Genomic DNA, 12,479 nt, shown 5'->3' on the forward strand with positions numbered 1-12,479 from the left:
ATGGATGCCACCCAGTGATTCGCCGCGCGGCCGTCGGATCGTCCTCCTCCGACACGGCGAAACGGAATGGGCCCGTTGGGGTAAACACACCGGTCGGACCGACGTTCACCTCACCGAACTGGGTGAAGCCCAGGCGCGGCGGGTGGGCCCGGCGATGGACGCCCTCGAACTGCGCGACCCCCTCGTCATCGTCAGTCCGCGGCAACGCGCCCAGGAGACGGCGGAGCTGGCGGGATTGAAGATCCAGCGCACCTGGGACGCACTCGCCGAATGGGATTACGGGATCTACGAGGGCATGACGACTCCCGAGATCAGGCAGCAGGTGCCGGACTGGACCGTGTGGACGCATCCGTGCCCTCGCGGCGAACAGGCCGAGCAGGTGCACACCCGGTGCGACCTCGTACTGTCCGTCGCGCATTCGCAACTCGTCGACCGCGACGTGATCCTCGTCGGGCACGGCCACTTCTCGCGGGCGCTCATCGCCCGCTGGGCGGAGCTTCCCATCAGCGAGGGGCGCCGGTTCGCGATGTCGCCGGGCGCGTATTCCGTCCTCGGCTTCGAGCACGGGGCGCAACAGGTGGTCAGCCACAACGTCACAAGCGAGGAAGGTGCCCGATGATCCGACGCGCAGTACCCGAGGACGTCTCCGCGATCACCGCGATGATCTACGAACTCGCCGAACATCAGCGGGCCCGCGACGAGTGCACCGTCACCGCCGACCAGATCGACGACGCGCTGTTCGGCCCGCAGCCATCCACGTTCGCCCACGTCGCGGTGAACGACGACGACCGGGTCGTCGGGATCGCGGTGTGGTTCCGCAACTTCTCCACCTGGGACGGAACACACGGCATCTACCTCGAGGACCTGTTCGTCAGCCCGTCCGAGCGCGGCGCCGGGCACGGCAAGGCCCTGCTCGCCACACTCGCGAAGGAGTGCGTCGACAACGGCTACACCCGACTGTCGTGGTCGGTGGTCAACTGGAACAAGCCGTCGATCGCGTTCTACGAGTCGCTGGACGCGCACCCGCAGGACGAGTGGACCACTTACCGGCTGACCGGGGAGCCGCTCGGCCGCCTCGCGTCCGAGGTGGGCTAGCGGTCCGACGGGTTGTCGGCGTCGGCCTCCTGGCCGTACTCGGCAGCCATCCACTTCGACGTGGGACTGCTGAACAGGCACCCGAGGGCCGCCACGACGACGACGCCGAGCAGCACACCGAAGAACGGCTGGTGCGAATCGGTGAGCAGCGACCACGCCACCGGAAGCAGGAGAAGTTGGGCGACGATCGCGATCGCCCGCCCCCAGCGCCGGCCGAAGATCAGCGCGAGCCCGGCGGCCAGCACGGCGCCACCGAGAATCGCGAACCAGGCTGCGGTGCCGTATCCACTGCTGACGCTCTGGTCGTGCCCGAGCAGTCCCCTGATGACCAGCACCACGGCGACACCGACCGCCACCGCGCCCTCGAGCGACACCAGGGCGCCCGCCGCGCGGACCGTGGTGGGCGTGGACTTGCTGAGAGACGGCTTCGGCACGTCGGCCAGCCTAGAACACCCCGTCGCCGGCGGCCTCGGATGGTGACACGTGCCGCCCCCGCTAGGCTTGGGCCCCGTGCGCGCGCTGCTGATCGTCAACCCCAATGCCACATCGACGACTCCGGCCGGGCGTGATCTCCTCGCCCACGCGCTGTCGAGCCGGGTGCGGTTGACGGTCGCGCACACGACACACCGCGGTCACGCCGCGGAACTGGCGCAGCAGGCCTGCGTGGACGGGATGGGCCTGATCATCGTCCACGGCGGCGACGGCACCGTGAACGAGGTGGTCAACGGACTGCTCGGCACCCCGGCACCGAAGTCGATGAGCGCCGTGACGGTGGGGCCGATTCCCCCGATCGCCGTCGTCCCCGGTGGGTCGGCGAACGTGTTCGCCCGCTCGCTCGGCATCGCGCCCGACCCGGTGGACGCCACCAACCAGCTCATCGATCTCCTCGCCCGCAGGCAGCGGCGCCGGATCGGGCTCGCGCACTGCGACAGCCGCTGGTTCACGTTCAACGCCGGTCTCGGCTGGGACGCCCAGGTGTGTGAGGCGGTCGACATGCACCGCAAGAACGGGCGGCCGGCCACACCGGCGCAATATGTCCGCGCGGCGGTGCGGGTGTTCTTCCGATCGAAATACGCCGAGCCGACCCTCACCGTCGAGGTCCCCGATCGCGATCCCGTCGAGGGCGTTCACTACGCATTCGTGTCGAACGCGAGTCCCTGGACGTATCTGAACAAGCGGGAGGTCCACACGAATCCCGACACCACCTACGACACCGGCCTCGGCGTCTTCGCGATGCGGTCCACCGCGATTCTCACCACGCTGCGGGTGGCCCGCCAGCTGTTGACCCCCGGAACCCGTCCGAAGGCGAAGAAGCTGGTCCGGGTCGACGACGTGCCGTCCGTGCGGATATCCGCGTCGGAGCCCATCGGACTGCAGATGGACGGCGACTACATCGGACTGCGCAAAGTCGTCGAGTTCGTGTCGGTGCCCGAGGCGCTGGATGTGGTCGCGCCGGCGCGACCCTGAGCAATTCTCGAGAATTGCCGTTTTCACCTAGCGGGAAGTGCCTGCACCGGGTACAAAGGACGGCGCACCTCGAAGGGCAGCCTAAGAACGTGAGCTCCCCCACGGTGCGGCGGTTTTCTATTGACATCCCGCCAGTTCGTGAAAGCATTCACAAGCAACAGTGCGGAAACATTCTCTACGCACACATGAACTCATGAAGACGAAACGGTGCATTACGCACCCAGTTAAGGAGCAGAAGGATGGACTGGCGCCACAAGGCAATCTGTCGCGACGAAGACCCCGAGTTGTTCTTCCCTGTGGGAAACAGCGGTCCGGCTCTCGCGCAGATTGCTGATGCCAAGGTTGTCTGCAACCGCTGCCCGGTGACCGCCGAATGCCTCTCGTGGGCACTCGAGTCGGGCCAGGACGCCGGTGTGTGGGGCGGCATGAGCGAAGACGAGCGACGCGCACTCAAGCGCCGCAACGCTCGGACGCGTGCCCGCACCACCGTCTGATACTTCAGAAGGAGACGGGCCCGGCACCACATGGTGCCGGGCCTTTTGCTTGCCCGCCGATCAGTACCGCGGCCCACGACGGCCCAGCGGTACGCGTAACACGGCATCCGTTCCACCCTCCGGCCCGGGGTGCAGCCCGAGGGAACCGTTCAGCTCGGCGGCCACCAGAGTCCGGACGATCTGCAGACCGAGACGGTCGGACCGCTCGAGGCTGAAACCGGGCGGCAATCCCCTGCCGTCGTCGTGGATCACGACGTCCAGCCACCGCGCAGAACGCTCGGCCCTCATGGTGACCGTGCCCGGAGCGCCGGGTTCGAAGGCATGCTCGATCGCGTTCTGCACGAGTTCGGTCAGCACCATCACCAGCGGCGTGGCCCGCTCCGCGGAGAACACCCCGAAGCTGCCCTCCCGGCGGACCTTGATCGGCGTACTCACCGTCGCCACATCGGACAGGATCGGCACCAGACGGTCGACGACCTCGTCGAGGTTCACTTCCTCGTCCACCGACATCGACAACGTGTCGTGCACGAGGGCGATCGACGTGACGCGGCGCACCGATTCGCTCAGCGCCTGCCGGGCTTCCTCGTTGTTGGTGCGGCGGGCCTGCAGTCGCAGGAGCGCCGCCACGGTCTGCAGATTGTTCTTCACCCGGTGATGGATCTCGCGGATCGTCGCATCCTTGCTGAGCAGGGCGCGATCCCGCCTCTTCACCTCGGTGACGTCCCGCACGACGACGGCGGCGCCGACGCGCTTCCCGCCGGGTTTGAGGACCAGCGCCCGGAGCAGGACGGTCGCTCCCCTGGCCTCGATCTCCATGCGGCGGCCCGGCTTGTCGGCGATGGTGTCGCGGATGTACCCGGCGACCTCCTGCGACTCGAACGGATCCGTGACGAGCGACCGCGTGGTGGCCGCCAGGTTCTGGCCGATCAGGTCCGAGCTGAGACCCATCCGGTGATAGGCCGACAGCGCATTGGGACTCGCGTAGACGACGCGGCCGTCGGTGTCGAGGCGGATGAAGCCGTCGCCGGCGCGGGGACTCGAGTTGGTATCCGACCGGGCCTCCCGGATCGGGAAGGTGCCGTCGCTGATCATCTGGCACAGATCCTCGGCGCAATCGAGATACGCGACCTCGAGCGGGCTCTGCGCCCGCTGGTGCGACAGGTTGGTGTCCCGGCTCAGGACCGCGATCACTTCGCCGTTCCACCGCACCGGGACCGCTTCCCCGCGCGGCGGCAGACCGGCGTGCCCGCCGCCGTCCTCGGGTCGCACGACGCGGCCCTCGAGCAGCGCCTGCAGCACCTGCGGATGTTCCGACTCCGACACGACGGTCCCGACGACGTCCTCCGGGAAGGCGGTCGACGCGGTGGTGGGCCTGCAGTGCGCGACGCAGATCACGGTGCCGGTCGGGTTGGTGGCCGCGGAATCCGTTCCGACCCAGAGCAGAACGTCCGCGAAGGAGAGGTCGGCGAGCAACTGCCATTCACCGACGACGCGCTGGAGATGATCGACGGCCTCGCCGGGCAGGTCGGTGTGTTCGGCGAGCAGGTCGCTCAGTGTGGACATCGTCGGTGGCTGTCAGCTCAGGAGATCACTGCGATCAGGTCGCCCTGCTGGATCACGTCGCCGACCTTGACGTCCACGGAGGTGACCGTGCCGGGTTCTTCGGCGATGACGGGGATCTCCATCTTCATCGACTCGAGGATGACGAGGGTGTCGCCCTCCTTCACCTCGTCGCCCGCGCTCACCACAACCTGATACACCGTCGAAACCATTTCGGCGCGCACGTCTTCTGCCATTGTGATCCTTCACTCCCGGGTGTCGAGAAAGCCCTGTTGCAAGGACACCCAACCACACGTGGAAGACTGTGGTGAAAAGAAGGGAGATCTACTCATGGGTAAGCGTGGTCGTAAGAAGCGCAGTCGCAAGGGCAACGCCGCAAACCACGGCAAGCGTCCCAACGCCTGACGCGCCGTAGAACGCACCAGGGGCCGGGAAGCAGCGATGCTTTCCGGCCCCTGATTGCTGTTCTGACGAGTTATGCGTCGGGTTCGGTGTTCGTGATGAGGATCGTCCGCCGTAACTCTATGGAGAGCCTCTGACGGAGGCTTTCCGGTGCGTGCTCCCCGCCGCACTTGCGGTTCACGAGAGACTTCACCTTCTCCTCGATGCCGTACGCCTCGAGGCACGACCCGCACTCGTCGAGGTGCCTCTGCAGCCGCGCCCGCGACGCCGCGTCGCATTCACGGTCCAGCATCAGCCAGACGTCCGCGATGACGGCGGAGCAGTCGAGCTGCTCGAATTCGTCCTGCTCGCTCACCGAGAAACCTCCTGTTCCGCGCTCACTACACTGTCGCCGGGCACGTCGTCGGTGCCCCCACGGTTGAATCCACGTTCGCGTGCGACGTCGGCGAGCAGACCCCGGAGCTGCTTGCGCCCGCGGTGCAGTCGCGACATCACGGTCCCGATCGGGGTGCCCATGATCTCGGCGATCTCCTTGTAGGGGAATCCCTCGACGTCGGCGTAGTAGACGGCCATCCGGAACTCCTCCGGCAGGGCCTGGAGTGCTTCCTTGATGTCGTCGTCGGGCAGCGCGTCCAGGGCCTCGACCTCGGCGGATCGCAGACCGGTCGACGAATGTTCCGCCGTCGCCGCCAACTGCCAGTCGGTGATCTCGTCGGTGGGGTACTGCGCGGGCTGGCGCTGCTTCTTGCGGTACGAGTTGATGTACGTGTTCGTGAGAATCCGGTACAGCCACGCCTTGAGGTTGGTGCCCTCACGGAACGAACGGAACGCCGTGTAGGCCTTCACGTACGTTTCCTGGACGAGGTCCTCGGCGTCCGCCGGGTTCCTGGTCATCCTCAGAGCAGCGCCGTACAACTGATCCAGAAGTGGGAGCGCGTCCCTTTCGAAACGCGCGATCAACTCGTCCTGTGGCTCGGCCTGGTCTGCCGTCGGACGGTCATGTTCCTGCACGCTGATCCCTTCGGTCGCCGTGGGCGTCAACGTTACCGCCAACTGCAGACGCGACGTGGGCTCCATCACCGAGGACATCACGATACGGACCACTCCCTTCGATGCACTCTGTTCTTCTGCAGGTACCAACACGCCTCCCGTCCGCTGTGTTCCCGACCGCGTGGCAGAGTGTCTGTCCATGGCCGGAACTGCCACTCCCGCGACGAAGCTGCTCGTGAAACACCGCATAGACCACACCGTGCACAGCTACGCGCACGATGCGCGGGCGGAATCGTACGGTTCGGAGGCCGTCGACGCCCTGGGCGAGACGGTCGGCGTCACCGCCCATCAGGTGTTCAAGACGCTGGTGATCAAACTCGACACCGGCAAGCTGGCGGTGGCGGTCGTGCCGGTGCCGGAGAAACTGTCGCTGAAGGCGGCGGCCGCGGCGCTGGGCGCGGGCAAGGCCGTGATGGCGGACCGTACCGAGGCGGAGCGCTCCACCGGGTACGTCTTCGGGGGCATCTCACCGCTCGGACAGCGCAAGGCACTCCCGACCGTCGTCGACGCGTCGGCGCTCGACTGGGACCGGGTGCTGTGCAGCGCGGGCAGGCGCGGACTCGAGATCGAACTCGCGCCCGCCGACCTGGTGCGGCTCAGCGGAGCCGTCACCGCGGCGGTCACAGCAGGCTGATCTGCTCCCCCACCTGAGCCTCGTCACGACCGGCGGCATCGGGGTCGAGGAGTTCCGGCCCGTTGTTCTTCACGCTATTGACCAGCGTGGACACCCGCCGGACGGTGATGTCGGCGATGGCGTCGGGTGACACCTCGAGCAGATCCGTCGACGCGGGATGCTCGGGATCGAGCCACGCGGACCAGCGGTCGCGGGGCATCACCAGCGGCATCCGGTCGTGCACGTTCTCGAGCTGGGCGGCGGAGTCGACGGTGATGATGCTGCAGCTCAGGACCGGGTGCGACTCCGCGACCGCGGGATCGTGCCACACCGACCACAGCCCGGCCATGTACAGGCGCGAGCCGTCCTCCGGCGACATGTAGTACGGGATCTTCTTCGCCTTACCCGACTTCTTCCCCGCGGCCGCCGCATCGACCTCGGTCTGCCACTCGTACCAGCCGTCCATCGGAACGAGGCAGCGCTTGTATTTGAACGCGTTCCGGAATGCCGGTTTGTTGTCGACCGAATCCGCTCGCGCGTTGAACAGCACCGGCCCCTTGCCGAGCTCCTTCGTCCACGACGGCACGAGCCCCCACCGCATCCGCCGGATCCGCCGGGCGTCGTGACGGTCGACCACCGTCAGGACCTGCGTGGTGGGCGCCACGTTGTAGTCGGGCGGACTCTCCTCCTCGCCCGCCTCGTTGATCGCATCGAGGTCGGCGGCGAGTGTCGCCGGATTCGCAGTGGTCGCATACCTGCCGCACATGCCCACCAGAGTGGCACGAACCACCGACACCCGCGACACGCCGCCCACCCCGCCCGGTGACCCGCCCGATAGGCGAAGATGGAGACCGTGAGCCTGAGCCTGTGGAACGCCCCCCGCGCCGAAGCGCCCGTCGTCGCGACGGTCGCCCTCCCCGGATCGAAGTCGATCACCAATCGCGCGCTGATCCTCGCCGCACTCGCGGACGGTCCGTCCACCCTCACCGGGGCACTGCGCAGCCGGGACACCGACCTCATGATCGAGGCTCTCCGCACGCTCGGCATCAGCATCGAGACGGTCGGCGCCGACACGACGCTGCGGGTCACCCCCGGACCGCTCCAGGGTGGTGCGGTCGACTGCGGCCTGGCCGGCACCGTCATGCGGTTCCTGCCGCCGGTCGCCGCACTCGCGAGCGGAACGGTTCACTTCGACGGAGACGAGCAGGCGCGCACCCGGCCCCTCGACACGATCCTGGACGCGCTGCGCGGTCTCGGCGCGGACATCGACGGCGACTCCCTCCCGTTCACGGTCCGCGGTGCGGGCTCGCTGCGCGGTGGACAGGTCACCATCGACGCGTCCGGCTCGTCACAGTTCGTCTCCGGGCTGCTGCTGTCGGCGGCCGCATTCGACGAGGGCGTCACCGTGCATCACGACGGCAAGACGGTCCCGTCCATGCCGCACATCGACATGACGGTCGAGATGCTGCGCGAGTCGGGCGTCGAGGTCACGACCCCGGCGACGGGCGGGGAGGCCGACACATGGCGGGTGAGCCCCGGTGTCGTCCGGGCCGTCGACCGCGCGATCGAACCCGACCTGTCGAATGCCACCGCCTTCCTGGCGGCCGCCGCCGTCACCGGCGGTGAGGTGACCGTTCCCCTGTGGCCGAGCAGGACGACGCAACCCGGAGACGCGATCCGCGAGATCCTCCTGGCGATGGGCGCGGACGTCCGACTGGACGGCGCGAACCTCACCGTCCGCGGGCCGCAACAGCTGACCGGCATCGACATCGACCTGCACGACGTGGGCGAACTCACCCCGACCGTCGCGGCGCTCGCCGCACTCGCGGACGGGCCGTCGCACCTGCGGGGCATCGCGCACCTGCGCGGTCACGAGACCGACCGGCTCGCCGCGCTCGCACACGAGATCAACTCGCTGGGCGGAAACGTCACCGAGACCGAGGACGGCCTGACGATCGTCCCGGCAGGCCTGCACGGTGGAACGTGGCGCTCGTACGCCGACCATCGGATGGCGACCGCGGGCGCCATCGTCGGGCTGCGGGTCGACGGCATCCGGATCGAGGACGTCGGCACCACGGCCAAGACCCTGCCCGGTTTCGAGAACCTGTGGGCCACAATGCTGTCCGCAGGTGCGGGCACCGAGCGGAAGGCGAGCTTCTGAGTCGCAGGCAGTACGACGAGTCCGACGTCCGGGTACGCCCGGGCCGAGGAACGCGCCCGCGCACGAAGACCCGGCCGGAACACCTCGCCGCGGAGTCGGCGATGGTCGTCTCGGTCGACCGCGGCCGATGGGGTTGCGTGCTGGGCGGCGACCCCGAACGTCCCCTCGTCACCATGCGCGCCCGGGAACTGGGCCGCACCCCCATCGTGGTGGGCGACGAGGTGAGCGTCGTCGGTGACCTGTCCGGCAAGCCCGACACCCTGGCGCGGATCGTGCGGGTCGCCGAACGCTCCACGGTGCTGCGACGCACCGCCGACGACACCGATCCGTGCGAGCGGATCGTCGTGGCCAACGCCCAGCAGCTGCTGATCGTCGTGGCGCTCGCGGACCCGCCGCCACGGACGGGATTCGTCGAGCGTGCGCTCGTCGCCGCGTACGCGGGCGGGTTGAGTCCCATCGTGTGCCTGACGAAGAGCGATCTCGAGCCGCCCGAGGAGTTCGCGAGCGCGTTCGCCGACCTCGACGTTCCCGTCGTCGTGGCCGGTCGCGACGATCCCGTCGACGAGGTGCTGTCGATGCTGTCGGGCCGGCTCACCGCGCTGATCGGCCATTCGGGGGTCGGGAAGTCGACTCTCGTCAACCGCCTCGTGCCCGACGCCGACCGGGCCGTCGGCGTGGTCTCCGGCGTCGGCAAGGGCAGGCATACGTCCACGCAATCGGTCGCGCTGCCGCTTCCGACGGGCGGCTGGGCGATCGACACTCCCGGCATCCGGTCGTTCGGACTGGCCCACATCTCCCCGGAGCACGTGGTGGCCGCGTTCTCCGATCTGGCCGCGGCCATCGAGGACTGCCCGAGAGGGTGTACCCACCTCGGCCCGCCCGCGGACCCGGAATGCGCGCTCGACCTACTGGAGGGCAAGGCCGCCAAACGCGTCGACGCGGTCCGTCACCTCCTCACGGCCATCGCATCCAACGAAGCCTGGTGAGGGACGAACCGCGTCTGTAGCGGAACTTTTCTAGCGGGACAGCAGCGCGCGCAGACCGCGGCGCTTGCGGGTGCGCTTGATCGCGGTACTCAGCCCCTGACGGCGGCCGGTCACGGGATCGATTGTCGCCGTGGTGTTTCCACCGAACTTGCGTTCCGACGCCGTCTCCGGCGCGTCGTCCGCGGTCGCCTTGAGGTACTTGTTCGGCAACGACAGCTTGGCGATGGTGCGCCACGACTTCGCGTACTGCACGAGGAAGGGCCCGGTGGTGTACGGCAGGTCGTACTTGTCGCACAGTTCCCGCACCCGCACGGCGATCTCCGAATAGCGGTTGCTGGGCAGGTCGGGGAACAGGTGGTGCTCGATCTGGTAGCTGAGGTTGCCGGACATGAAGTCCATCAGCTTGCCGCCCTCGATGTTCGCGCTACCGAGCATCTGCCGCAGGTACCACTGGGGCTGCGTTTCCTTGTCGATGTCCGCCTTGGTGAACTTCTCGGCGCCGTCCGGGAAGTGCCCGCAGAAGATGATCGCGTTGGTCCACACGTTGCGGATCATGTTCGCGGCGATGTTGGCGGTGAGAGTGCTCTTCCACGCGGGACCCGTGACCGCAGGGTGGATGACGTAGTCCTTGAGGATCTGCTTGCCGACCTTCTCGCCGACCTCGCGGAGCTTGCGCTGGGTCTCCTCGCTCGGCACGCGCCCCTTGGCGACCTTGCCGAGTTCGAGATGCTGCGCCGCGATGCCGTACTCGAAGAACAGCGCGAGCAGCGTGTTGTACAGCAGATTGCCGGTGTTGAACGGCTTCCACCGCTGGTCGCGCGTGACGCGCAGCAGTCCGTATCCCACGTCGTCGTCCATGCCGAGGACGTTGGTGTACTTGTGGTGAATGTAGTTGTGCGTCTGCTTCCAGTGAGCGGACGGACCCGTCACGTCCCACTCCCACGAGGTGGAGTGGATCTCGGGATCGTTCATCCAGTCCCACTGGCCGTGCATGACATTGTGGCCGAGTTCCATGTTCTCGATGATCTTCGAGAGGGAAAGCATGGCCGTGCCCGCCAGCCAGGCGGGACGCCGCTTGCTCGCGAAGAGGACGGCTCGGCCACCGATTTCGAGGGAACGCTGCAGTCTGATCGTGTTTCGCACGTACCGCGCGTCACGCTCCCCGCGGGACTCTTCGATATCGCGCCGGATCGCATCGAGCTCGCGTCCGAGCGACTCGATGTCGGCTTCGGTGAGATGTGCGTATTCCTTGACGTCTGCAATCGCCATGGGGGACCTCCTCCTGGCTGGGTCGACAGTTCACACCCGTGGGCGCTGACTCGACCTACCGTACCGTAAGTTACGACACCGTAGGTTACCTGGGTGTAGGTGTGAGTGAAATCACCGTCGACGTCGCGGAATCTTGGCCTCCGCGCGGGCGCGCAACGCCGACAGCAGACCCCGCCGCTGCCCCGTGACGGGATCCGTACGCAACGTCTCGACCATGGCGGCGCCCGCATCACGGGCGTCGCGGAACTTGCGTTCCGAGGACGTCTCCGGGGCGTCGTCCGCCGTCGCCCGCAGGAACCGGTCGGGCAGGGCGAGTTTGTGGATCGTGCGCAGAGCCAGCAGGTACTGCTTGGCGAGCGAACCCGTGGTGTACGGCAGGTCGTACTTCTCGCACAGCGCCCGGACCTTCACCGCGATCTCCGGGTACCGGTTGCTCGGCAGGTCCGGGAACAGGTGATGCTCGATCTGGTAGCTGAGGTTCCCGCTCATGAAACCCATGATCTTGCCGGAATCGAAATTCGCGCTGCCGAGCATCTGCCGGAGATACCACTCGTGCCGGGTCTCGTTCTCGTATTCGTCCACCGTGAACTTCTCGGCACCATCCGGGAAGTGCCCACAGAAGATCACCACGTAGGCCCACAGATTCCGCACGAGATTGGCGGTGGCGTTGGCCGTCAGCGTCGACTTCCACGCCGGTCCCGCGAGCACCGGGAACAGGAGGAAGTCCTTGCCGACCTGGCGGAAGATCTTGCGCCCGAAATCTTTGTTGGCTTGGGAATTGAGCTGCCCCTTCTCCGCACCCTCGAGCTCGGCGGCGAACGTGAGGTCGTGGAGCGCGATCCCCCACTCGAACGTGGCGGCCAGGATGATGTTGGCGAAGGGCTGCAGCAGGTTGATCGGCCGCCACTCCTCGTCGCGGGTCATCCTGAGGATGCCGAACCCCACATCGGAATCCATTCCGACGATGTTGGTGAACGTGTGGTGGGAGTAGTTGTGCGCCCGCTTCCAATGCTCCGAGGGGCCCGTCTGATCCCACTCCCACGACATGGAGTGGATCTCCGGATCGTTCATCCAGTCCCACTGGCCGTGCATCACGTTGTGGCCGAGTTCCATGTTCTCGATGATCTTCGAGAGGGAGAGCATCGCGGTGCCCGCGAGCCAGGCCGGGCGGTAGCGGCTTCCGAACAACGCAAGCCGGCCGCCGAGCTCCAACAGCCGTTGCGCCCTGATGGCCCGGCGGATGTAGCGGGCGTCGCGAACGCCCCGCGAATCCTCCACGTCGAGCCGGATCGCATCCAACTCACGCCCGAGCGATTCGATGTCCGCTTCGGTCAGATGCGCGAACTCTTTGATGTCGGTGATCGCCACCGTGCTCCTCCGTC

At 67.3% G+C, this 12,479-nt stretch carries 16 protein-coding genes; 8 read left to right on the top strand and 8 right to left on the bottom strand.

From position 1 onward, the window contains the following. Positions 1 to 4 precede the first annotated feature (4 nt). Positions 5 to 619, top strand: a complete 615-nt coding sequence (locus JVH1_RS04550) for an acid phosphatase (RefSeq protein WP_029539453.1) — start codon at positions 5 to 7, stop codon at positions 617 to 619. Further along, positions 616 to 1,095 carry a GNAT family N-acetyltransferase gene (locus JVH1_RS04555; protein WP_009479549.1) on the top strand — a complete coding sequence of 160 codons (480 nt, stop codon included), beginning with the start codon at positions 616 to 618 and terminating at the stop codon, positions 1,093 to 1,095. The genes JVH1_RS04550 and JVH1_RS04555 overlap by 4 nt, the downstream gene beginning before the upstream one ends. Here JVH1_RS04555 and JVH1_RS04560 read toward each other — a convergent pair. After that, a complete protein-coding gene (locus JVH1_RS04560) occupies positions 1,092 to 1,529 on the bottom strand; it encodes a hypothetical protein (protein ID WP_005240102.1) in 438 nt (145 codons plus the stop codon). The two genes, JVH1_RS04555 and JVH1_RS04560, sit on opposite strands and share 4 nt — an antisense overlap. A gap of 76 nt (positions 1,530 to 1,605) precedes the next feature. On the opposite strand from JVH1_RS04560, the gene JVH1_RS04565 reads away from it, so the two are divergent. Both JVH1_RS04565 and JVH1_RS04570 read left to right on the top strand, forming a co-directional pair. After that, positions 1,606 to 2,562, top strand: coding sequence for a diacylglycerol kinase family protein (locus tag JVH1_RS04565; protein WP_009479548.1), 957 nt, complete (start codon positions 1,606 to 1,608; stop codon positions 2,560 to 2,562). Between the two features lie 239 nt (positions 2,563 to 2,801). Beyond that, positions 2,802 to 3,056: a WhiB family transcriptional regulator gene (locus tag JVH1_RS04570; RefSeq protein WP_005240099.1), complete on the top strand. Its 255-nt coding sequence runs from the start codon at positions 2,802 to 2,804 to the stop codon at positions 3,054 to 3,056. Between the two features lie 60 nt (positions 3,057 to 3,116). On the opposite strand, the gene JVH1_RS04575 is transcribed toward JVH1_RS04570, so the two are convergent. Both JVH1_RS04575 and JVH1_RS04580 read right to left on the bottom strand, forming a co-directional pair. Further along, positions 3,117 to 4,619 (bottom strand): sensor histidine kinase, encoded by a 1,503-nt coding sequence (locus JVH1_RS04575; RefSeq protein WP_009479547.1) that lies wholly within the window; start codon positions 4,617 to 4,619, stop codon positions 3,117 to 3,119. Positions 4,620 to 4,636: 17 nt separating this feature from the next. Then, on the bottom strand, positions 4,637 to 4,852 hold the full coding sequence (locus JVH1_RS04580; RefSeq protein ID WP_005240095.1) for a biotin/lipoyl-binding carrier protein: 216 nt from the start codon (positions 4,850 to 4,852) through the stop codon (positions 4,637 to 4,639). A 94-nt stretch (positions 4,853 to 4,946) separates the two neighbouring features. Between JVH1_RS04580 and JVH1_RS04585 the strand changes: the two genes are divergently transcribed. After that, positions 4,947 to 5,021 (top strand): 50S ribosomal protein bL37, encoded by a 75-nt coding sequence (locus tag JVH1_RS04585; RefSeq protein ID WP_022597109.1) that lies wholly within the window; start codon positions 4,947 to 4,949, stop codon positions 5,019 to 5,021. 70 nt (positions 5,022 to 5,091) lie between these two features. On the opposite strand, the gene rsrA is transcribed toward JVH1_RS04585, so the two are convergent. Beyond that, positions 5,092 to 5,373, bottom strand: coding sequence for a mycothiol system anti-sigma-R factor (gene rsrA, locus JVH1_RS04590; RefSeq protein WP_009479546.1), 282 nt, complete (start codon positions 5,371 to 5,373; stop codon positions 5,092 to 5,094). Continuing rightward, the gene (locus JVH1_RS04595; protein WP_050787536.1) at positions 5,370 to 6,107 is read right to left on the bottom strand and encodes a sigma-70 family RNA polymerase sigma factor; all 738 of its coding nucleotides are present in this window, start codon (positions 6,105 to 6,107) and stop codon (positions 5,370 to 5,372) included. The genes rsrA and JVH1_RS04595 overlap by 4 nt, the downstream gene beginning before the upstream one ends. Positions 6,108 to 6,207: 100 nt before the next feature. Between JVH1_RS04595 and ybaK the strand changes: the two genes are divergently transcribed. Next, positions 6,208 to 6,702 (top strand): Cys-tRNA(Pro) deacylase, encoded by a 495-nt coding sequence (gene ybaK, locus JVH1_RS04600; protein ID WP_043782200.1) that lies wholly within the window; start codon positions 6,208 to 6,210, stop codon positions 6,700 to 6,702. Here the strand turns inward: ybaK and JVH1_RS04605 are convergent. Next, on the bottom strand, positions 6,689 to 7,447 hold the full coding sequence (locus tag JVH1_RS04605) for an SOS response-associated peptidase (RefSeq protein WP_029539454.1): 759 nt from the start codon (positions 7,445 to 7,447) through the stop codon (positions 6,689 to 6,691). The two genes, ybaK and JVH1_RS04605, sit on opposite strands and share 14 nt — an antisense overlap. A 78-nt stretch (positions 7,448 to 7,525) precedes the next feature. Here JVH1_RS04605 and aroA point away from each other — a divergent pair, with 78 nt between their 5' ends. After that, complete coding sequence (gene aroA, locus JVH1_RS04610; protein WP_043782198.1) at positions 7,526 to 8,842, top strand: 3-phosphoshikimate 1-carboxyvinyltransferase; 1,317 nt, start codon at positions 7,526 to 7,528, stop codon at positions 8,840 to 8,842. After that, complete coding sequence (rsgA, locus tag JVH1_RS04615) at positions 8,788 to 9,828, top strand: ribosome small subunit-dependent GTPase A (RefSeq protein WP_083849886.1); 1,041 nt, start codon at positions 8,788 to 8,790, stop codon at positions 9,826 to 9,828. The genes aroA and rsgA overlap by 55 nt, the downstream gene beginning before the upstream one ends. A 30-nt stretch (positions 9,829 to 9,858) precedes the next feature. Here rsgA and JVH1_RS04620 read toward each other — a convergent pair whose 3' ends face one another. Then, complete coding sequence (locus JVH1_RS04620) at positions 9,859 to 11,097, bottom strand: fatty acid desaturase (RefSeq protein WP_009479540.1); 1,239 nt, start codon at positions 11,095 to 11,097, stop codon at positions 9,859 to 9,861. 111 nt (positions 11,098 to 11,208) lie between these two features. Next, a complete protein-coding gene (locus JVH1_RS04625) occupies positions 11,209 to 12,465 on the bottom strand; it encodes an acyl-CoA desaturase (protein ID WP_009479539.1) in 1,257 nt (418 codons plus the stop codon). Positions 12,466 to 12,479 lie beyond the last annotated feature (14 nt).

It is taken from the genome of Rhodococcus sp. JVH1, from assembly GCF_000280725.2.
GTDB lineage: Bacteria > Actinomycetota > Actinomycetes > Mycobacteriales > Mycobacteriaceae > Rhodococcus_F > Rhodococcus_F jostii_A.

Bases quoted from the DNA above. Each gene is read 5' to 3' on its own strand.
- JVH1_RS04575 (WP_009479547.1), bottom strand. From the start codon at position 4,619: ATGTCCACACTGAGCGACCTGCTCGCCGAACACACCGACCTGCCCGGC.
- ybaK (WP_043782200.1), top strand. From the start codon at position 6,208: ATGGCCGGAACTGCCACTCCCGCGACGAAGCTGCTCGTGAAACACCGC.
- JVH1_RS04570 (WP_005240099.1), top strand. From the start codon at position 2,802: ATGGACTGGCGCCACAAGGCAATCTGTCGCGACGAAGACCCCGAGTTG.
- JVH1_RS04550 (WP_029539453.1), top strand. From the start codon at position 5: ATGCCACCCAGTGATTCGCCGCGCGGCCGTCGGATCGTCCTCCTCCGA.
- JVH1_RS04580 (WP_005240095.1), bottom strand. From the start codon at position 4,852: ATGGCAGAAGACGTGCGCGCCGAAATGGTTTCGACGGTGTATCAGGTT.
- JVH1_RS04605 (WP_029539454.1), bottom strand. From the start codon at position 7,447: ATGTGCGGCAGGTATGCGACCACTGCGAATCCGGCGACACTCGCCGCC.
- JVH1_RS04620 (WP_009479540.1), bottom strand. From the start codon at position 11,097: ATGGCGATTGCAGACGTCAAGGAATACGCACATCTCACCGAAGCCGAC.
- JVH1_RS04555 (WP_009479549.1), top strand. From the start codon at position 616: ATGATCCGACGCGCAGTACCCGAGGACGTCTCCGCGATCACCGCGATG.
- aroA (WP_043782198.1), top strand. From the start codon at position 7,526: ATGGAGACCGTGAGCCTGAGCCTGTGGAACGCCCCCCGCGCCGAAGCG.
- JVH1_RS04595 (WP_050787536.1), bottom strand. From the start codon at position 6,107: ATGTCCTCGGTGATGGAGCCCACGTCGCGTCTGCAGTTGGCGGTAACG.